At 70.6% G+C, this 18,723-nt stretch carries 20 protein-coding genes; 9 read left to right on the top strand and 11 right to left on the bottom strand.

What is annotated here, in order from left to right; all coding sequences use genetic code 11:
- Window positions 1-15: 15 nt before the first annotated feature.
- The 4 genes from OG504_RS45940 to OG504_RS45955 all read left to right on the top strand — a co-directional run bounded on the left by OG504_RS45940 (window position 16) and on the right by OG504_RS45955 (window position 3,598).
- Window positions 16-657 (top strand): alpha-ketoglutarate-dependent dioxygenase AlkB family protein, encoded by a 642-nt coding sequence (locus OG504_RS45940; protein ID WP_405995102.1) that lies wholly within the window; start codon window positions 16-18, stop codon window positions 655-657.
- A gap of 125 nt (window positions 658-782) precedes the next feature.
- Window positions 783-2,024, top strand: a complete 1,242-nt coding sequence (locus OG504_RS45945; protein ID WP_405995103.1) for an ROK family protein — start codon at window positions 783-785, stop codon at window positions 2,022-2,024.
- Between the two features lie 130 nt (window positions 2,025-2,154).
- Window positions 2,155-2,406, top strand: a complete 252-nt coding sequence (locus tag OG504_RS45950) for a hypothetical protein (protein WP_033278775.1) — start codon at window positions 2,155-2,157, stop codon at window positions 2,404-2,406.
- A 10-nt stretch (window positions 2,407-2,416) separates the two neighbouring features.
- The gene (locus tag OG504_RS45955) at window positions 2,417-3,598 is read left to right on the top strand and encodes an SPFH domain-containing protein (protein WP_363100859.1); all 1,182 of its coding nucleotides are present in this window, start codon (window positions 2,417-2,419) and stop codon (window positions 3,596-3,598) included.
- A gap of 95 nt (window positions 3,599-3,693) precedes the next feature.
- On the opposite strand, the gene ilvY is transcribed toward OG504_RS45955, so the two are convergent.
- Window positions 3,694-4,545, bottom strand: a complete 852-nt coding sequence (gene ilvY / locus OG504_RS45960; RefSeq protein ID WP_405995104.1) for an HTH-type transcriptional activator IlvY — start codon at window positions 4,543-4,545, stop codon at window positions 3,694-3,696.
- Between the two features lie 88 nt (window positions 4,546-4,633).
- Between ilvY and OG504_RS45965 the strand changes: the two genes are divergently transcribed.
- Complete coding sequence (locus tag OG504_RS45965) at window positions 4,634-6,103, top strand: ketol-acid reductoisomerase (RefSeq protein WP_405995105.1); 1,470 nt, start codon at window positions 4,634-4,636, stop codon at window positions 6,101-6,103.
- 39 nt (window positions 6,104-6,142) lie between these two features.
- Here the strand turns inward: OG504_RS45965 and OG504_RS45970 are convergent, their stop codons facing one another.
- The 6 genes from OG504_RS45970 to OG504_RS45995 form a co-directional block, all read right to left on the bottom strand.
- Entirely contained in the window at window positions 6,143-6,928 is a 786-nt protein-coding gene (locus tag OG504_RS45970) for a TIGR03943 family putative permease subunit (RefSeq protein WP_405995106.1), read from the bottom strand.
- On the bottom strand, window positions 6,925-7,938 hold the full coding sequence (locus tag OG504_RS45975; RefSeq protein WP_405995107.1) for a permease: 1,014 nt from the start codon (window positions 7,936-7,938) through the stop codon (window positions 6,925-6,927). Before OG504_RS45975 ends, OG504_RS45970 begins: the two co-directional genes overlap by 4 nt.
- Window positions 7,939-8,142: 204 nt before the next feature.
- Entirely contained in the window at window positions 8,143-9,054 is a 912-nt protein-coding gene (locus tag OG504_RS45980) for a phosphotriesterase (RefSeq protein ID WP_405995108.1), read from the bottom strand.
- Window positions 9,051-9,635 carry a DUF4865 family protein gene (locus tag OG504_RS45985; RefSeq protein ID WP_405995109.1) on the bottom strand — a complete coding sequence of 195 codons (585 nt, stop codon included), beginning with the start codon at window positions 9,633-9,635 and terminating at the stop codon, window positions 9,051-9,053. The genes OG504_RS45980 and OG504_RS45985 overlap by 4 nt, the downstream gene beginning before the upstream one ends.
- A gap of 11 nt (window positions 9,636-9,646) precedes the next feature.
- Entirely contained in the window at window positions 9,647-10,042 is a 396-nt protein-coding gene (locus OG504_RS45990) for a cupin domain-containing protein (protein WP_405995110.1), read from the bottom strand.
- A 12-nt stretch (window positions 10,043-10,054) separates the two neighbouring features.
- On the bottom strand, window positions 10,055-10,621 hold the full coding sequence (locus tag OG504_RS45995) for a TetR/AcrR family transcriptional regulator (protein ID WP_405995111.1): 567 nt from the start codon (window positions 10,619-10,621) through the stop codon (window positions 10,055-10,057).
- 223 nt (window positions 10,622-10,844) lie between these two features.
- Here OG504_RS45995 and OG504_RS46000 point away from each other — a divergent pair, with 223 nt between their 5' ends.
- Genes OG504_RS46000 through OG504_RS46010 form a run of 3 tightly spaced genes read left to right on the top strand, consistent with a single transcriptional unit; the run spans window position 10,845 to window position 14,463 of the window.
- A complete protein-coding gene (locus OG504_RS46000; RefSeq protein WP_405995112.1) occupies window positions 10,845-11,156 on the top strand; it encodes an SHOCT domain-containing protein in 312 nt (103 codons plus the stop codon).
- Window positions 11,153-11,905, top strand: coding sequence for an ABC transporter ATP-binding protein (locus tag OG504_RS46005; RefSeq protein WP_405995113.1), 753 nt, complete (start codon window positions 11,153-11,155; stop codon window positions 11,903-11,905). The genes OG504_RS46000 and OG504_RS46005 overlap by 4 nt, the downstream gene beginning before the upstream one ends.
- The gene (locus tag OG504_RS46010; protein ID WP_405995114.1) at window positions 11,902-14,463 is read left to right on the top strand and encodes an ABC transporter permease; all 2,562 of its coding nucleotides are present in this window, start codon (window positions 11,902-11,904) and stop codon (window positions 14,461-14,463) included. The genes OG504_RS46005 and OG504_RS46010 overlap by 4 nt, the downstream gene beginning before the upstream one ends.
- A gap of 440 nt (window positions 14,464-14,903) precedes the next feature.
- Here the strand turns inward: OG504_RS46010 and OG504_RS46015 are convergent, their stop codons facing one another.
- Both OG504_RS46015 and OG504_RS46020 read right to left on the bottom strand, forming a co-directional pair.
- Complete coding sequence (locus OG504_RS46015; RefSeq protein WP_405995115.1) at window positions 14,904-15,449, bottom strand: ATP-binding protein; 546 nt, start codon at window positions 15,447-15,449, stop codon at window positions 14,904-14,906.
- A gap of 413 nt (window positions 15,450-15,862) precedes the next feature.
- Entirely contained in the window at window positions 15,863-16,186 is a 324-nt protein-coding gene (locus OG504_RS46020) for a hypothetical protein (protein WP_019058105.1), read from the bottom strand.
- Window positions 16,187-16,548: 362 nt separating this feature from the next.
- On the opposite strand from OG504_RS46020, the gene OG504_RS46025 reads away from it, so the two are divergent.
- A complete protein-coding gene (locus OG504_RS46025; protein ID WP_405995116.1) occupies window positions 16,549-17,673 on the top strand; it encodes a PLP-dependent cysteine synthase family protein in 1,125 nt (374 codons plus the stop codon).
- A gap of 103 nt (window positions 17,674-17,776) precedes the next feature.
- On the opposite strand, the gene OG504_RS46030 is transcribed toward OG504_RS46025, so the two are convergent.
- On the bottom strand, window positions 17,777-18,118 hold the full coding sequence (locus OG504_RS46030; RefSeq protein ID WP_405995117.1) for a hypothetical protein: 342 nt from the start codon (window positions 18,116-18,118) through the stop codon (window positions 17,777-17,779).
- Window positions 18,119-18,186: 68 nt separating this feature from the next.
- Window positions 18,187-18,657, bottom strand: coding sequence for an SRPBCC family protein (locus tag OG504_RS46035; RefSeq protein WP_405995118.1), 471 nt, complete (start codon window positions 18,655-18,657; stop codon window positions 18,187-18,189).
- Window positions 18,658-18,723 lie beyond the last annotated feature (66 nt).

Raw genomic sequence — 18,723 nt, forward strand, 5'->3', positions numbered from 1 at the left:
GGGCAGGATGGGGCCATGGACGCCGAGCTGTTTCCGAGGGTTCGTACGGAGATCGCGCCGGGCGCGGTGCACATGCCCGACTGGCTCTCCCCGGACCGCCAGCGCGACCTCCTGACGGCCTGCCGCGAGTGGGCCAGGTCCCCGGCAGGTCTCCGCACGGTCCGCACCCCCGGCGGCGGCAGGATGACCGCCAGGCAGGTCTGCCTGGGCTGGCACTGGTACCCGTACGCCTACTCCCGCACGGTCACCGACGGCGACGGCACCCCGGTGAAGCCCTTCCCGACCTGGCTCGACGACCTCGCGCAGCGGGCGGTCACCGACGCACTGGGGGCACCGACGGCGTCGTACGACATCGCCCTGATCAACTTCTACGACGGCGACGCCCGCATGGGCATGCACCGCGACGCCGACGAACAGTCCGACGCCCCCGTGGTCTCCCTCAGCCTCGGCGACACCTGCGTCTTCCGCTTCGGCAACACCGAGACCCGCACCAAGCCGTGCACGGACGTCGAGTTGAGGAGCGGCGACCTGTTTGTGTTCGGCGGGGCGTCGCGGCTTGCGTATCACGGGGTGCCGAGGGTCTACGAGGGTACGGGGCCAGGGGAGTTGGGCCTGAGGGGCAGGTTGAACATCACGCTCAGGGTGAGCGGTCTTTAGGGGCGCGGGGCTGTATCGATATGCGGCTCCGCCGCGTGGGCGCGACCAGCCCCCACCGGCCCGCACTGTGAACACGACCTGCACACCTCGTCGCCACTCCTACGGATCATGGGAGACTCGCCCTCATGAGCGGCGGCAAGGCGGACCCCCGGCCGGCGGGGGATGGAACCACCTCAAGAGCACGACTGGACCGGGGCCGCGGAGCGCTCGGCCCCGCACTGGAACTCGTGCACACCGGCCGCGCCCCCACCCGAGCCGTACTCACCGCCGAACTGGGCGTGACCCGCGCAACGGCCGGCGCGGTAGCCGCCGAGCTGGAGGCCCTCGGCCTGATCAGGGTCGACGCCAGGCCCGGCGCCGCGGCCGGTTCACAGGGACGACCTTCGCACCGCCTTGCGCTGGCCGAGGACGGCCCTGTAGTCCTCGCAGCCCAGGTACACGCAGACGGCTTCCGCGCCGCACTGGTGGGCCTCGGCGGCCAGATCGTCGCGACCGCCCCCGGCTGCGAGGCCGTGGACGCCGACCCGGCGAAGGTGCTCGGGTCTGTCGTCCAGGCCGGTGCGGATCTCCTGCGTGAGACCGGCCGGCGATGCGTCGGTGCCGGACTCGCCGTACCGTCCGCCGTCGCCGAGCCCGACGGGCTGGCGCTCAACCCCCTCCACCTGGCCTGGCCCGCAGGCGCCCCCGTGCGGCGGATCTTCGCCGAGTGCGTGCGCGCGGCCGGCCTCACCGGACCCGCGTTCGCGGGCAACGACGTCAACCTCGCCGCGCTCGCCGAACACCGGCACGGCGCGGGGCGAGGTGCCCGCGACCTGCTGTGCGTGGCGACCGGGCACCGGGGCGTCGGCGGCGCGCTGGTGCTCGACGGGCGTCTGCACACCGGGAGTTCGGGTCTCGCGCTCGAGGTCGGGCACCTCACCGTGAACCCCGAGGGCCGCCCCTGCTACTGCGGCAGCCGCGGCTGTCTCGACGTCGAGGCCGACCCGCTCGCGTTCCTCACGGCCGCCGGCCGTGAGCCCGGCCCCGAGGTGTCCCTGCTCCAGGAGTCCAACGAGCTGATCCGCCACCACTACGACGACCCGTCCGTCCGGAAGGCCGCCGAGGCCCTCATCGACCGGCTCGGACTGGGGCTCGCGGGCCTGGTGAACATCCTCAACCCCGACCGGATCATCCTCGGCGGACTGCACCGCACCCTCCTCGACGCCGACCCGGACCGGCTGCGCGCGGTCGTCGCCGACCGGAGCCTGTGGGGGCAGAGCGGGGGCGTGCCGATCCTCGCCTGCACCCTCGACCACAACAGCCTGGTCGGAGCAGCCGAGTTGGCGTGGCAGCCGGTCCTCGACGACCCGCTGGCCGCCCTGTCCTGACCGCGGACGGTGCCGCCCGGCCGTCGCCCGGAGGACGTCGTACAAAAGGCGTGTGGTGGGCCCGTTGGGTCCGTGACCCGAGTGGGTCTATCGTCGGAAACCTAAGGCCAGAGGATGGAGGCGGCCGGTGATGCCGCAGGACGAGCCCGTGATCGGATGCACGGGAGAGGTGATCATCGAGACCCGGGGAAGCGCGGGCCCCGGCGAGATCCTCGTGCGGGTCCGGGGCGGCTCCGAGACATTCCTGGCCTGGTCGGATGATCCCCTGCCCACGGGGGCCAGGGTGCTCGTGATCGAGTCCCGTGGACGACGTGCCGTGCACGTCATCGAGTGGGCGGATCCATTGGACGCGCTGGACGGCGAACCCGCCGGCGCAGAGTGAGGAGCAAGACATGTTCGGTTACCGCGTTCCCGCCCCCGATGAGGCGATGCTGATCTCGGGTGGCAGGCGGGGACTGGGGGGCGCGCCGTTCCGAGTGGTGACGGGGCACGGAAAGTTCGTGCTGCCGGTCTTCCGCAAGACCCGTTTTCTCACGCTGTCGATGTGCGAGGCCGAGGTCACCGAGACCTGTGTGACCCGCCAGGGCATCGCGCTGCACGTCCGCGCCGTGATCGCGTTCAAGGTCGGCAACGACACCGAGAGCATCATCAACGCGGGCCAGCGGTTCCTCTCCGACCAGGACCAGATGTCGGTGCTGACCGGCCGGATCTTCGCCGGTCACCTGCGGTCCATCATCGGCTCGATGACGGTCGAGGAGATCGTCACGGAGCGGCAGAAGCTCGCCGCCGAGGTTCTGGACACGTCAAAGGTCGAGATGGCCAAGATCGGTCTGATCGTGGACTCGCTGCAGATCCAGTCGATCGACGACGGTGAGGTCGGCTACATCGAGGCCATGTCCGCGCCGCACAAGGCGGCCATTCAGCGGCAGGCTCAGATCGCCCAGGCCCAGGCCACCCAGGCCTCCGTCGAGGCGGAGCAGGTCGCGGCCCGTAACCAGGCGGAGTACGCCCGGCAGACCGCGGTGGTCAAGGCCGAGTACTCGGCCGAGGTCGACCGCGCCCAGGCGCAGGCCGCGCAGGCCGGACCGCTCGCGCAGGCCCACGCCCAGCAGGAGGTGCTGGCCGCGCAGACCGAACTGGCCCAGCGCCAGGCCGAGTTGCGCCAGCAGCAGCTCGTCGCCGAGATCGTCAAGCCGGCCGAGGCCGAGGCCCAGCGGATCAAGCTGCTCGCCATCGCCGAGGCGGACCGGATGAAGATCCAGGCCGAGGCGGCGGCGTCGTACGACCGAGTCGCGCTCGACCGGATGCTGATCGACCAGCTTCCGCAGATCGTGAAGGAGGCCGCGGGGGGTCTTGCGGGGGCCAATGTCAACGTCCTCAACGGGGCGGACGGGCTCGGCGAGATCGCCGCGGGGCTGGTTTCGCAGGGGCTGACGATTCTGGACTCGGTGCGGGGGAATCTGAGCGGGTCGGACCCCGACGGGCGTCGGCCCGGTGACGAGGTCAAGAACCTGCTGCAGTTGCAGGCGAAGAAGGACGAGAAGAAGAACGACGGGCCGGTTGATCTGGACTAGGTGCTCTCCTGGGGGTAGCGGGGCGGTGTGCGTCGTCTGTTTGCCGCTGCGCCGTCGTGGCTGGGCGCGCAGTTCCCCGCGCCCCTTTGGGGCGCCTACGGTGCTGTGAGGCTCCATAGGGCCGACACCAGTGGGCGGCGTAGATCCGCTCGCCGTACGCACAGGCCGATCGGGAACGGCTCCGGGGGTGGGTCCGCGGGGATCACCGTCAGCCGGTCCCGTACGGCGCTGTTCTCCAGGACGAGGCGGGGTACCACCCCGGTCCCGCAGCCGAGGGCGACCAGGGTCAACAGGCCCTCGTGGCCGTCCGGTTCGCAGGCCACGTCGGGTGTCGTGCCCCGGGTGCGGAACCAGCGGTCGGCCGCCTCGCGGACCAGGCCCCGGTGCGGGAGGACGAACGGGCCCGCCAGTTCCGGGTCGGGGCGGTCGAGCGCGGTGACCAGGACCAACTCGGTCACCGCGACCGTGCGGCTCACCAGCGGCTCCGGGAGGCGGGCCGGGATGCCCGCGACCGCCACGTCCACCTCGCCCTCGTCGAGGCGGGCCAGCGCGGCCGCCGCGTCGCCGGTGCGCAGGTCGAGCCGTACCTGAGGGTGCGCGGCGCGGAAGGGCGCCAACAGGTCGGGCAGCAGGGCCTGGCAGGCGGTCACCGTGGCGAACAGGGCGAGTCTGCCGGTGAGTTCGGCCGGGTCGGGATGCTCCTCGCGGTAGGCACGCCACAACTCCAGTGACTGGACGGCGTATTCACGGAAGCGGTGTCCCTCCGCGGTCAGTGAGACCCCGCGCGCCCCGCGGTCGAACAGCCGGTGTCCGAGGTCGGCCTCCAGCCGCTGCACGGTCCGCGTGAGCGTCGCCGGACTGACATGGCAGTCGAGACTCGTCCGCCCGAAGTTCAGCGTCTGCGCCAGATGCAGGAAAAGCCGCAGCTCCCGATGGTCGTCCCGCATGCTGTGACCTGTCCATTTCAGTTCGTGCAACAGTCCGCTGCGCAGGTTGCGCTTGCCGCAACACTCGCCGGGAGCCTACAACTCCACCATGACCTCGACCACGTACACCTCCGCCGTTTTCACCCTCGAAACGATGGACGTGCCCGGCGGCACGGAGACCATCCTGCGCGGCGGCCGGCACCTCTTTCCGCTGCTCCCGCACGCCTTCGCCGGCGTCCGCCGCATCGGCGTGATCGGCTGGGGCCCACAGGGCCGCGCCCAGGCCCGCAACCTGCGCGACTCCCTCGACGGCACGGACATCCGGGTGAGCGTCGGCCTGCGCCCCGGCTCGGCATCAGCGGCCGATGCCCGCGCGCACGGCTTCACTGAAGCAGACGGCTCGCTCGGCGACTGGCTCGCCGTCACCGCCGAGAGCGACCTGGTGATCCTGCTCATCGCGGACGCGGCCCTCGCCGCCCACCACGAGGAGATCTTCGCGGCCCTCAAGCCCGGCGCGACCATCGGTCTCTCGCACGGCTTCCTGCTCGGTCATCTCCGGGAAACGGGCGGGGAGTTCCCGTCCGGACACGGGGTCATCGCGGTCTGTCCCAAGGGCATGGGTGACTCCGTGCGCCGGCTCTACGAACAGGGCGCCGAGATCAACGGCGCCGGAATCAACAGCAGTTACGCCGTCCACGCCGACCCCGACGGCAGGGCCACCGACCGCGCGCTCGGCTGGTCGGTCGCGCTCGGCTCGCCGTACACCTTCCGCACGACCCTGGAGAGCGAGTACCGCTCCGACATCGTCGGCGAGCGTGCCATCCTCCTCGGCGCCGTGCACGGCATCGTCGAGAGTCTCTTCACGCGCTACCGCCTGACCGGCGACGAGGCGGTGACCGCGTACGAGCGCTCCTGTGAGAACGTCACCGGCCCGATCGCCCGCACCATCTCCCAGGCCGGACTCCGGGCCGTCCGCGAGGAGTTGGACCCGGCCGGACGGGAGGTCTTCGACCGCGCGTACTCGGCCACGTACGGCCCCGCCCGCGAGATCGTCGCCGAGATCTACGACGAGGTCGCCGACGGCACCGAGCTGCGCAGCGTCGTCCTCGCCGAACAGCGGCTCGGGGCACGGGAGATGAGCGGGATCGGCGGTTCGCCGATGTGGGCGGCGGGGGCGGAGGTGCGGGCGCGGCGAGCCCAACGCGCCCTGCCCGTCGAGCCGTTCACCGCCGGGGTGTTCGTGGCGACGATGACCGCCCAGGTCGACGAGTTCGCCGAGCGCGGCCACCCCTGGTCGGAGATCGTCAACGAGTCCGTCATCGAGGCGGTCGACTCCCTGCTGCCGTACATGCACGCCCGGGACGTGGCCTACATGGTCGACAACTGCTCCCGTACGGCCCGCCTGGGCGCCCGGCGTTGGGGTCCGCGCTTCCAGGCGGCCTACGAGCAGATCGCCTTCCCGGGGTCCGAACTCCCGGCGGACGAGGCCCTGTTGGCGGCTTTCGATACCCATCCCATGCACGAGGCGTTGGCCGCGGCGGCGAAACTGCGCCCTTCGGTGGACATCTCGGTGGCCTAGCTCAGCTGCCTGCCGAGTTGCCCGGCTCGGTGGCCCGGCTCAGCGTGGGGACCCGAACGGCAGGGCGTCCTGGTAGGCGTTCACCGGCTTGGCGACCTTCGCGACGGTGACGCCGTCGAGCGCGGCCACGGCGGAACTCGTCCCCAGGGTTCCGCTCGCGTGCCAGGTCCCGGTGATCGTCACCCAGGTGTTGGCCGACAGGGCCGGGATGCCGTAGACCCGCACCTTGATGGACTGGGCGTCCGCCGCGCAGCACGAGATCATGATGCGGGTCAGGTCCCAGTAGGCGGACCCCTTGTCGGGCGTGACGAACCCGGTCATCTGGACGGTGCGGCCCTTGATGGCCCGCTTGTGGTCCTGCTGCACGCGGGTCGTGAAGTCGGTGAGGGTCATCGGCAGCGGCGAGGTCGCGGGCAGCGGATCGAAGGCGTCCTGTACGGGGACGGCCTTGGTGGCGGCGCGGGAGGCGGTATAGGCGCCGAGGGCGGGCGGGGCGTAGAAGAGGAGGCTGAGGGCGGGGAGGAAGAGCAGCCAGGCGACGCGGGGGACCTTGGAGTGGTTGTGGCCCATGTGTTCTTCGGGGTGTTCGGTGTGGTTCCCGTCCGTGTGGTCGTGGCCCATGTGGTGGTCGCCCACGTCCGCGTTCTGCCGGGACCGCGACCACGCCTCCGCGATGCCGAGCAGGATCAGCAGGAACCCCGAGACGACGAGCATCGGGCGCATGCTCGGCTTGACGTAGCGCAGGCACAGGTCGGTGAAGAGCGAGGCGTGCAGCAGGCCCAGGCCGCTGAGGACGAGCAGGGTCACCTGGAGGGGGCGTCTCACAGCAGTACGGCTCCGATCAGCGCGCTGGACAGCACCGCGACGACCGTCGTGGCGGCGGAGAAGCGAGCCGCGAAGGCCCGGCCGAACGTGCCTGCCTGGAGGGCGATCAGCTTCAGGTCCACCATGGGGCCCACGACCATGAAGGCGAGCCGGGCAGTGGGGGAGAAGCCCGTGAGGGAGGACGCGACGAACGCGTCGGCCTCCGAGCAGACCGCCAGGATGATCGCGAGCGCGGCCAGGAACAGCACGGACAGCCAGGGCGAGCCGGCGAAGGTGTCCAGCACGGAGCGCGGGACCGCGACGTTGAAGGTCGCCGCCGCCATCGCCCCGACGACCAGGAACCCGCCCGCGTGCAGGAAGTCGTGCTGGAAACCGGTCCGGAACTCCGTGAAGCGGCTGTGCCCCGGCCGGTGACCGGTGTGCCGCGCGACCGGGCGCAGCCACTCCTCGCGCCCCAGCCAGAGCCACAGCCAGCCCATCACCACGGCCGTCGCGAGCGAGGCGAGCAGCCGGGCCAGCACCATGACCGGGCTGGCGGGAAACGCGATCGCGGTGGCGGTCAGCACGACCGGGTTGATCGCGGGCGCCGAGAGCAGGAACGCGAACGCGGCGGCCGGGGTGACCCCGCGCCCGATCAGACTGTTCGCGACCGGCACCGACGCGCACTCACACCCCGGCAGTACGACCCCCGCCATCCCCGCCACCGGCACGGCGAACGCGGCCCGCTTGGGCAGCACCTTCGTGAACACCCGCGCCGGCACGAACGCGTTGATCGCCCCCGACAGCGCCGTACCGAGGAGCAGGAAGGGCAGTGCCTGCGTGGTGATGGCGAGACACACGGTCCGCCAGGCCTGCACGGCCGGCGCGTCCAGCCACCGCCCGACGACGAACAGCAGCAGCCCCGGAACGACAGCCGCCCCGAGCAGCATGAGCGGCCAGGACCGGGGCCACCCGGCCGCCGCGACATCCGCTTCCGCCGCTCTCGGCGGCTCCACCGTCGTCGTCTGCACACGAGCTCCACATGTTCGATGTTCGCGTCGAACATAGCGGGCCCGCCTCAGCCCTCGGCGACCGCCTCCGGCGCGAGGGCGTGCTGCGCGACACCATCGCCGGGCGACCAGTCGATCGACTGGTCGCCCGGTCACCGTGACGAACACGTTCCGGGGCTCGGTCCCCGCGTACGTGTGGGCGAGTTCGGCCTCACGGGATTTCCGTCAACGCCACTCGACAGAGAACGCCTTGGCGGGGTTCTCCGTGAACACGCGCCCCACCAGCTCCTCACCCAGCTCCACCGCGAGCCGTGGCCGCACCCGCCGCAGCAGGTACGGCATGCCCGGACCGCCGTCCACCGAGCGTGCCCCGGCGACGACCGTGTCCCCGCCGAGCAGCAGCCGGTCTCCGAACCCGGCCTCGGCCAGCGCCCGGACGGCTTCCGGCATCCGCCAGTCCGTGGCGTGGTGGGCGCGGGACGGGCCGTCGAACGCCAGGTAGGCGCCCGCGTCGGCGGCCTGGCGGTGGACCACGAGGTCGGGGGAGCGGTTGAGGTGGCCGAGGATCACCCGGTGCGGTTCGACCCCCAACTCGCCGCAGAGCAGGTCGAGTACGTCCAGTGCACCCGTGCCCAGCTCCAGGTGGACGGCGATGGGCGCGCCCGTCGTGTGGTGGGCCTCGGCCGCGGCGGTCATCGTCCAGCGGGCGTGCGCGTCGAGGCCGTGGAAGCCGCCCGCGACCTTGATGATCCCGGCGCGGACCCCGGACGGACCGACGCCCTTCGTCAGCTCGGTGACGAAGACCTCGGCCAGCCCGCCGCGCAGACTTTCCAGCAACTCCGGGCTGTAGTGCGCCGCTTGGTGCAACCCGGTCGCGCAGACCACGTGCACCCCGGTGGACCGGGACAGCAGCGGCAGATCGGCGACCCGCCGCCCCATCCCGTACGGCGTCCACTGCACGACGCTGCCCCCGCCGACGGAGCGGAACACGTTCAACTCGGCCTGCGCGGCCGAGGCGTCGCCCAGTTCCTGACCGGGGAGTTGCGGGCTGCGCAGGAAGAGATGGTCGTGCGCGTCGCACACACCCAACAGCCGTGGGTCCACATCCCCAAGTACCGTACGGACGGCGACGCTCACCACTGCCGACCTCGCGGTAACCCGCCCCGCCCCGGTGCCGAAAGATGCAGCACCTGGAACACGTCCCCCTCCGCCTTGGGCGTGTCGTGTTCCCAGAGCGAGAAGTGGACGATCTCCCAGCTGTGCGGGTCGACGGCCGCCGCCGCGAGGACCGCACCGTCCTCCCCGGCCAGCCGCCGGGTCTCGCTCACCGCCTCTTCCATCACTGCTGCCAACTCCCCACTCCCTGCTATCCGTTGACGCCGCCGCACCGCGACGGCCGCCGGTGAGCCCGCGGCGCCGCCCTCCTCGTAGGCGAGGCCAGTCCACTGCAGGACCTCCGGCCGCCCGAAGTCGTCGACGAGCCCCTGGAAGGCGCCGCCCCAGAGGAAGCGGTTCATGCCCTCGACCGTGTTCCACAGATAGAACGGCGCGTACTGGTTGACCGGCGAACCGTGCATCCCGCGCTCACGCAGGAGAAACGCCTTGAAGCCGAGCCCGTCCCAGTCGTCGAGCAGATGCCCGACCCGCGCGACCCGGCCCCGGACGATGCCCATGTCGTAGTCCGCGGGCAGAGTGAGTTCGTACTGCATCGCGTGCATCAAGTGCCCCCTCAGGCAGGGTAGTTCGCAGGGCCGACATGCTCGTACCAGCGGGCGGTCGTACCGTCCTCCGCGGCCTCGACGACCGCGAGATGCGTCATGAACGTGCGCGGTGTGGCGCCGTGCCAGTGCCACTCGTCCGGTTCGATCCACACGGTGTCGCCCGCGCGGATCGGCTCGACGGCACCGCCCCTGCGCTGCACCAGACCCTTGCCCTCCGTCACGTGCAGCACCTGACCGTGCGGGTGCGTGTGCCACGCCGTGTGCGCGCCCGGCGTGAAGTGCACGCTGAACATCCGTATCCGGGACGGCGGTTGGGGCGAGACGATCTCGTCGAGCCACACCGTGCCGGTGAAGTTCTCCGCCGGGCCCTGCCGTGTGTCGGGGTGCTTCCTACTGATCCGCACGTACCTGGACTCCTATCGGGAGGACATGGGCGAGAGAAGGGAGAGCAGTCCCCGGACACCGGCGTCGAAGGAGGCCGGCGACCCGGACGCGCGGGCGAGCACATATCCGCCCTGCACGGTCGCGAGGATGGTGGCGGCGATCTCCTCGCCGTCCAGCTCCGGCCCGAACTGCCCCTGTTCCTTGCCCTCTTCGACGATCCCGGCGAGCCGCTCACGGATCGCGTCGAGCGTCGCGTCGACCGGTTCCCGCAGCTCGGCGCTGGCGATCACGTCCGGATCCATCGTCAGCCGCCCGACCGGACACCCCCGCAGCACATCGCGCTCACGCCGCAGATACGCCTCGATCCGCTCGTACGGCGTGCCGGACCCGTCGAGTACTCCCTCGGCGGTGGCCAGCAACTCCTCGGCCGTCCGCCGGATCGCCGCCAGCGCCAGCTCCGGCTTGCCCTTGAAGTGGTGGTACATGCTGCCCTGCCCGGCGCCCGCGCGCTCCAGGATCGCCTTGGGACTGGTGCCGACGTAGCCGCGCTCCCACAACAGCTCGCGGGTGGACTCGATCAGTCGCTCCGGGGTGCTCATGGCAGGACTGTACATACTAGTAGGTACAGAAGTCGAGGGGTTATCGACGGGCGGCGGGAGCAGCCGGAACGACCCCGCGTACTCCCCGGGAGGTACGCACAGTGCCGCTGGCCGTACGACGACCCGGACCCCCTCCCCGAGCCAGTCTCGATACATCACCGGACATCACCGGATTCACAGGAAGCCCCCTCCGGGGCTCCGGACCTCTAGGAGATGAATCGACATGCAGACTCTGGCGAACTGGCACGGCGGCGGCCCCGGCCCGTGGATCCTGTTCCTCCCGCTGATCTGGGCGGCCGTGGTGGTCGGCGTGGTGACCGTCCTGCGCCGCACCGTCTGGCGCGGCCGGGGGATCGGGCGCGGCGGACCGTGGCGCGCGATGGCCGACACCCGCCCCACCGGCGACTCCCCGCTCGCCGTCCTCGGCCGCCGCTTCGCCTCCGGCGAGATCGACGAGGACGAGTACTGGCGCCGCCTGTCCGTCCTGGACGAGCAGTTCGGCCGCACCGCAGGCAAGGGCGGCGGCCCGGCATGACCACCGCGACCACCACCCGCACGGCCGCGCGGGTCGCCGACGCCGTCAAGGTCTACGGCGTCGGCGACACCGCCGTGCGCGCCCTGGACGGGGTGAGCGTCGACTTCCCGGCCGGCCGCTTCACCGCGATCATGGGCCCCTCGGGCTCCGGCAAATCCACCCTGATGCACTGCGCGGCAGGCCTCGACACACTCACCACCGGCGCCGCGTACATCGGCGACACGGAACTCGGCACCCTCGACGACCGCCGCCTGACCCTCCTCCGCCGAGACCGCGTCGGCTTCGTCTTCCAGGCGTTCAACCTGGTGCCGACGCTGACCGTCGCGGAGAACATCACCCTGCCCCTCGACCTCTCCGGAACCAGGGGCGACCGGGAGTGGATCGACGCACTCGTCGACGTCGTCGGCCTGCGCGACCGCCTCCACCACCGCCCCTCCGAACTCTCCGGCGGCCAACAGCAACGCGTCGCCGTGGCAAGGGCGTTCGCGGGCCGCCCCGAGGTCGTCTTCGCCGACGAGCCGACCGGCAACCTCGACTCCCGCTCCGGCGGCGAGGTCCTCGGCCTGCTCCGCCGCGCCGTGGCGCAGACGGACCGCACGGTCGTGATGGTGACCCACGACCCGGTAGCCGCCGCCCACGCCGACGAGGTCGTCTTCCTGGCGGACGGACGCCTGGTGGACCGTATGGAAGCCCCCACGGCCGAAAAGGTCCTGGACCGCCTGAAGGCCTTCGAGGACGTGAGGTCATGAACGCGTCCGTGCGCCTGAGCATGTCCTCCCTGCGGGCCCACAAAAGGCGCTTCGCCGGTACGTTCCTCGCCGTGTTCCTCGGGGTCGCCTTCCTCGCCGGGACCCTCGTCATGGGCGACACCCTGCGCGCCAACTTCGACACCATGTTCGGCGACGCGACCAGCGGCACCGATGCCGTGGTCCGCAGCGCCGACGCCATCACAACACCGGGCGAGAGCCAGGGCGTTCGGCAACCGGTGCCCACGTCCCTGGTGAAGACCGTCGAGCAGGTCCCCGGCGTCGCGGCCGCCGCCCCCAGCATCCAGGGCGCGGGCCAACTCGTCGGCGCCAACGGCGAGGCCATCGGCGGCAAGGGCCCGCCGACCCTCGCCGGCAACTGGATCACCGACCGGAAGCTCAACCCGTACCGACTCGCAGAAGGACGAACTCCGGCCAGGCCGGGCGAGGTTGTCATCAACCGAGGTGCCGCCGACAAGGGCCACCTGAAGATCGGCGACACGACGACCCTGCGCACCCCCGACCCCGTCAAGGTGACGATCGTCGGCCTCGCGACCTTCGGCGGCGAGGACGGCATGGCCCAGGTGACCTTCACCGGCATGACGCAGTCCGACGCGGAGAAGTACCTCACCGCGAAGCCGGGCGAGGCGGCGACGATCCAGGTCCGGGCAGGCCCGGACGTAAGCCAACAAGAACTGGTCGACCGCCTGACTCCCGTACTCCCCAAGGGAGTTGAGGCGATCACGGGTCAGAAGTCGGCGCAGGAGAACACGGACATGATCTCGTCCCAGTTCCTGACCATCTTCACCACGTTCCTCCTGGTGTTCTCCGGCATCGCTCTCCTGGTCGCGACCTTCTCCATCCACAACACGTTCGCGATCGTCATCGCCCAACGCACCCGAGATAACGCCCTGTTGAGGGCCCTCGGCGCCTCCCGCCGCCAGGTCACCGCGGCCACCGTCACCGAGGCGAGCGTCGTCGCGGTCGCCGCATCCGCCGCAGGACTGGCGGGCGGAGTCGGTATCGCGGCCGGGCTGAAGGCACTGTTCCCGGCAATCGGATTCCCGTTCCCCGAGGGCGACTTGGTGATCAAAGCGCTCTCCATGGCCCTGCCACTGGCAGTCGGCATCATCGTCTGCCTGGGCTCCGCACTCATGCCGGCGGTACGAGCAGGCCGCACCGCACCCCTCGCGGCACTGCGCGAGACGGCCGTAGACCAGTCAGGTGCGTCCCGCGTCCGAGCGGTGACGGGAATGGCCCTGGCCGTCCTTGCCGTCGCGGCGACGCTGACCGGCGTACTGATCTCACCGTCCTTGCCGCTGGCGGGACTTGGGGCGGTACTGGCCCTGGTCGCCTTCGTGGTCCTCGGCCCGGTCGCCTCCTCCACGGCGGTACGCGTCCTGGGCAGCCCCCTCGACCGCCTGCGCGGCGTCACAGGCGGCCTAGCCCGCCGCAACGCCCTGCGCAGCCCCCGCCGTACGGCCGCCACCGCGAGCGCGCTGATGATCGGCGTGGCCGTAGTGTCCCTGTTCACCGTGTTCGGCGCCTCGTTGAAGGCGACGATGGACCAGACGGTGTCCCGCTCCTTCGCCGGTGACGTGGCCGTCAGCACCCCGTCCTTCGGCGCGGGCGGCAGCGGCCTGAGCCCCCAACTCGCCGGAGCCATCGGCAAGTTGCCCGAGGTGAGCACGGCAGTGGGACTCGGCCGAGGAGTAGCCGAAGTAGACGGCAAGGGGCGGGCATTGACCGTCACGAATCCCACAGCCCTGGCCCGCACCTTCGACCTGGGAACAGTCCACGGCTCCCTGAGCACCCTCGGCGCGGACGGCATCGCCATCACCAGAACAGAGGCCGACCGCCAACACCTGACCACCGGCAGCAAGGCCCAACTGGCCTTCACCGACGGCAAGAAGCAGACCTTCACCGTCCGGGCGGTCTACGGCGAGTCCGAACTCGCCGGCGACTACGTCATCACCCGCGCCGCCTGGGCCCCGCACCGCACCCAGGACTCCGACACATTGGTCGCCGTCTCCTTCAAGAACGGCGTGAGCACGGCCAAGGGCAAGGCGGCGGTCGAGAAGGTCGCCGCCGACTACGGCAACCCACAAGTCCAGACCCGCCACGAATACGCGCAGTCCTCGGCCGGCGGCATCGACATGATGCTGACCCTCGTCTACGCGCTGCTCGCCCTCGCGGTCCTGATCGCGCTCCTGGGCATCGCCAACACCCTCACCCTGGCAATCCACGAACGCACCCGCGAACTGGGCCTGTTGAGGGCAGTCGGCCAGACCCGTTCCCAACTCCGGGCGATGGTCCGCTGGGAGTCGGTCCTGGTAGCGGCCTTCGGCACGCTGGGCGGCCTGGCCCTCGGCGCCTTCCTGGGCTGGGTCCTGGTCAAGGCCTCGGACGGCGCGAGCGACAGCGCCTTCGCCTTCGCGGTTCCACCGCTTCAACTCGTGGTGGTGGCCCTGGTGGGCGTCGCCGCAGGTGCCCTCGCGGGCCTGCGCCCGGCACGCCGCGCGGCCCGGCTGGACGTACTGCGGGCGATTGCCACCGAGTGATCTGACACCGGGGGAGAAGCGAACGGCGTCAACCTTCACCAGCGGTGCGGGCCCACCAAGTCCAACTGCCCCCACGCGGACGGCCGAGAGGGAGCCGTAGGGGCGCGCCGGTGTCGAGAGCCCCAGCGCGCGGAGGCCCGAAGGGTCGAGCACGGTGGGGCTCTCGACACCGGCTTCCAGCGCCCCGTAGGCGACCGAACCAAAAGAGGTGCGGGTGCGTTCACAGCACAGGCCCAGGTATCGCGTGCTTTCAAGACCGGCCCAGGCGTGTCGTTGTCTGAAGACAAGCCAGGGTGTCGCTCCGTCTGAACACCGGTCCAGTTACCGCGAGTTTCCAGGACGGGCGCAGGCGTGTCGCCATCTGAAGCCCGCGTCGGGCGTCCCGCCGTTCACCCGCTTCCCCCCTCCCCCCCCGCAACCCGTAACGAATCACCGCCCGATCAACCGGCAACGGCGGACCGGGCGGGAGCGTGTTGGGGCCGGTGGCCGTCGACCGGGTGCTCGACCTCGGTGACGAACCGGTGCGCGGGTTTCTCCGCGACCGTACGGCGCGGCGGACGAGCCGGCGCAGCCGTGGCGGACGAGGGCGCGGTCAGCGTGAACCACACGACCTTGCCGGACTCACCGTCCGGCCGCACTCCCCAGTTCTCGCTCACCGCGGCGACCATGGCGAGCCCCCGACCACAAGTGGCCGTAGGAGAGACCTCGTCGATGTCGCCCACCACCGGAAGCCGGGGATCGTGATCGCGCACCGAGACCATCAGCTGGTCCAGCAGCAGCTCGATCTCGACGACGCACGTCTTGTCCGGCTGGGCGTGCCGGTGGACGTTGGTCAGAAGCTCTGTCACACCGAGCGCGGCCCGGTCTATCAGAGGGTCCAGATGCCAGTAGCGCAATTGCGCAGATACGATTCTGCGGACCTGGCCGATCCGCGACGGCAGGGCTTGGAGCTCCACCGTGCAGTGCCTGCTTGGGTGACTGATCACGGCTGCGACTCCCCGACTGAGGTCCGGAAGAACACGGAGTTCGGATCCAGCAGAGTGGTCGGAGAACGGCCGCCTGCTGTTGTGTCCGGCGGGCTGGTTCGCAGCGTTATCGCCGGTAAACCCAGAGTGACGTGAGACCAGAGTGACTCAGGGGCCGCGGTCCCGCAACTCGCGGCCGGTCATTGCTCATCAATGGCGTGGATGCGACGCTCCACGGCGATCGGCTCTACGGCCCGGACGGGCCGCTCCATGGCGCCGCTGAGTTGCTCCACCGCACGGATCGGCCACCCCACCGCACGGATCGGCCACCCAGGCAGAACGGATCGGCCACTCCCGCGCCATGGCACCCGCGCCACGACTCTGACCGCAGGACCCCACCGCAAGGCCCCCACCGCGCAGCTCGACCGCACAGCTCAACCGCCCCGCCCCGCCGCCTTCCGCACGGCCTCGATGAACCGCCGTGCCGCGGGCGGCCCAGGCTGCCCGGGTGCGGGGTCATGCTCGCCGAGGGTCAACAGATACCTGTTGCCGTTGAGGTCGGCCAACGCCCGGTCCTCGGGCGCGAACCACGGCTTCGACGCACGCACCGCCTGCACCGGCGCGCTGTCGATCTCGCTGCCGTAACTGGTGAGCAACTCCAGCCTGCCGTCATTGATCCGGACCTGTCCGGCCCGGGTGAGCGAGCGCAGCCGCTTCCCGATCCGCACGCCCGTGGCCGTGAACTCCGGCTCCGCCATGCTTCCCCGCCCCCTTGGTCCAGGACATCTGGTGATCCAGTGTGTGCCCCCGTTCAGGACGTTCGTCCCGCTCCGGTGCAGTCTGCCCGCCGAGGCCGTCGAGCACCAGTACGTACGGCCCGGTCACGGTGAGTATCCGAAGCACTCGCGCGAGTGCGCCCCCGAGCCCCACGGGCGGCTGATCGCAAACCCGTAGCAAAGTGACCGCAAACCCACTACGAGCCCGCTGAAGCCCTGCCCCAGGGCCGCCTTTGAGCCGCCCAAAGGTGTGTTTATGCAGGTGAGAAGCGTGCGGAAGGTGCATATGATCGAGGCGTCGGCCGCGCTAGACGCCGTCGGCGCAACGCGTAAGGAGCCCCGCCGTGAGCACCACCCCCCAGGCCCTGACCGGTGCCACCCTCGACGTCGACCGCAGCGACACCGCCTACCGGAGCTGGCTGAAAGAAGCCGTCCGCAAGGTCCAGGCCGACGCCAATCGCTCGGCGGACACCCACCTCCTCCGCTTCCCGCTCCCGGAGAGCTGGGGCATCGACCTGTACCTGAAGGACGAGTCGACCCACCCCACAGGCAGCCTCAAGCACCGCCTTGCCCGCTCCCTCTTCCTCTACGGCCTCTGCAATGGCTGGATCCGGCCCACCCGCCCGGTGATCGAGGCGTCGAGCGGTTCCACGGCGGTCTCCGAGGCGTACTTCGCCAAACTGATCGGGGTGCCCTTCATCGCGGTCATGCCGCGCACGACCAGCGCCGAGAAGATCCGCCTGATCCAATTCCACGGCGGGCAGTGCCACTTCGTGGACGACCCGCGCAAGATGTACGAGGAGTCGGCCGCCCTTGCGGTGGAGACCGGCGGCCACTACATGGACCAGTTCACCTACGCGGAGCGGGCCACGGACTGGCGCGGCAACAACAACATCGCCGAATCCATCTTCCGCCAGCTGGAGTTGGAGCGTTTCCCGGAGCCCGCGTGGATCGTCGCCACGGCCGGCACCGGCGGTACCTCGGCGACCCTCGCGCGCTACGTCCACTACATGCAGCACGACACCCGCGTCTGTGTCGCCGACCCGGAGAACTCCTGTTTCTTCGAGGGCTGGACCACCGGCGATCCGGACGTCACCCGCGACTGCGGCTCCCGCATCGAGGGCATCGGCCGCCCCCGTATGGAACCGAGCTTCGTCCCCGGGGCCATCGACCGCATGATGAAGGTCCCGGACGCGGCCAGCGTCGCCGCCGTAAGAGCCCTGGAACAAGCCATCGGCCGCAAGGCGGGCGGCTCCACCGGCACCGGCCTCTGGAGCGCCCTGAAAATCATCGCCGAGATGGTGGAAACGGGCCAACAGGGCAGCGTAGTAACCCTGTTGTGCGACCCGGGCGACCGCTACCTGGACAAGTACTACTCGGACACGTGGCTGACGGAACAGGGCCTGGACATCGGTCCGTACAGTGAGGCGATCAAGTCGCTGCTGGCGACGGGCGTGTGGCCGGCCTGAGTCGCCAAGTGGCCTTTGCCGTACTGAAGTTGGATCTGTAGGCCTAGCGCGCCCCGTGCTGTACATGAACGCGACCGTTTCGTCCGAACAGCCCGCCTGTGAGTCACCACACGTCGACGGGTCGATCGGGATCGAGCGCCGGGGCGGGACCCAGGTCGAACTCGCAGATATCCATGCCCGCGAACGAAGCATGGTCCTGGTCGAGTTGAAGCCATACGCGAGGCGCGTCCTCGTCGTCGAGATGGATCCAGCCGTTGGCCGCGCGGGTTGTGGGAGCGGTTCGGAGGTACCGGCAGGTCGGCCTGCACCTGCACCATCCGTGGAAGCGTAACCGCACCAGAGCTTGAGCCAGGCGGGGCTCACCTTCTCCGACCAGCGCCGCGTCCAGGAACGAGACCAGCGCGGGATAGACGTGCGACAGCAGCGGAGGCTCGATCTTGCTCACCTGGCCAGACTAACGACGGCCCGACCCGGCTCGACGCTCATCGGCACCGATGGTCCACAGGAAAGGACCTAACCGGCCAACCGCCGGTCCAACGCCGTCACCGCTCCCTTGAACGCCCGCCCCAACCCAGGACCGGCCAACCTCACCGCACCCCGGAACACCGCGTTCCCCTCCACGGCGAACGTCCACTGAACCCGAGTCCCACTCCCCGCGGGGCTCAACCGCCACTCCTCAGCCATCGCACGGGCGCCCGGCGCGTTGGTGACGTCAACCCGATACGCGTACACCTCCGCCGGCTTCGCCGCGATCACCGTCTCGCGAAAGTACCCGCCACCCGTGAGCCGGATGTCACGCCCGGCCCCGTCGTCGACGGACCGCGCACTGGTGACGGCCGAGAACCATTCCGCCCACCCAGGCACATCGTCGTTGAGGGCATGGAAGACCGCGTCCGGCGCCGCGGACATCTCCTGTGTGAAGACCAGACGCACCGGAGCGGTGTCGATGAAGTCGAGCCCGACGGGCCGCAGTTGGTTGGCCATGGACGCGAACCCCCTTGACGGTTAAGGGAAGTTGACCGGGGTGGGCGACGTCACGATAGCTGGCGA

Origin of the sequence: Streptomyces sp. NBC_00986, assembly GCF_045162565.1 — a bacterium.
In the GTDB taxonomy this organism is placed as follows: domain Bacteria; phylum Actinomycetota; class Actinomycetes; order Streptomycetales; family Streptomycetaceae; genus Streptomyces.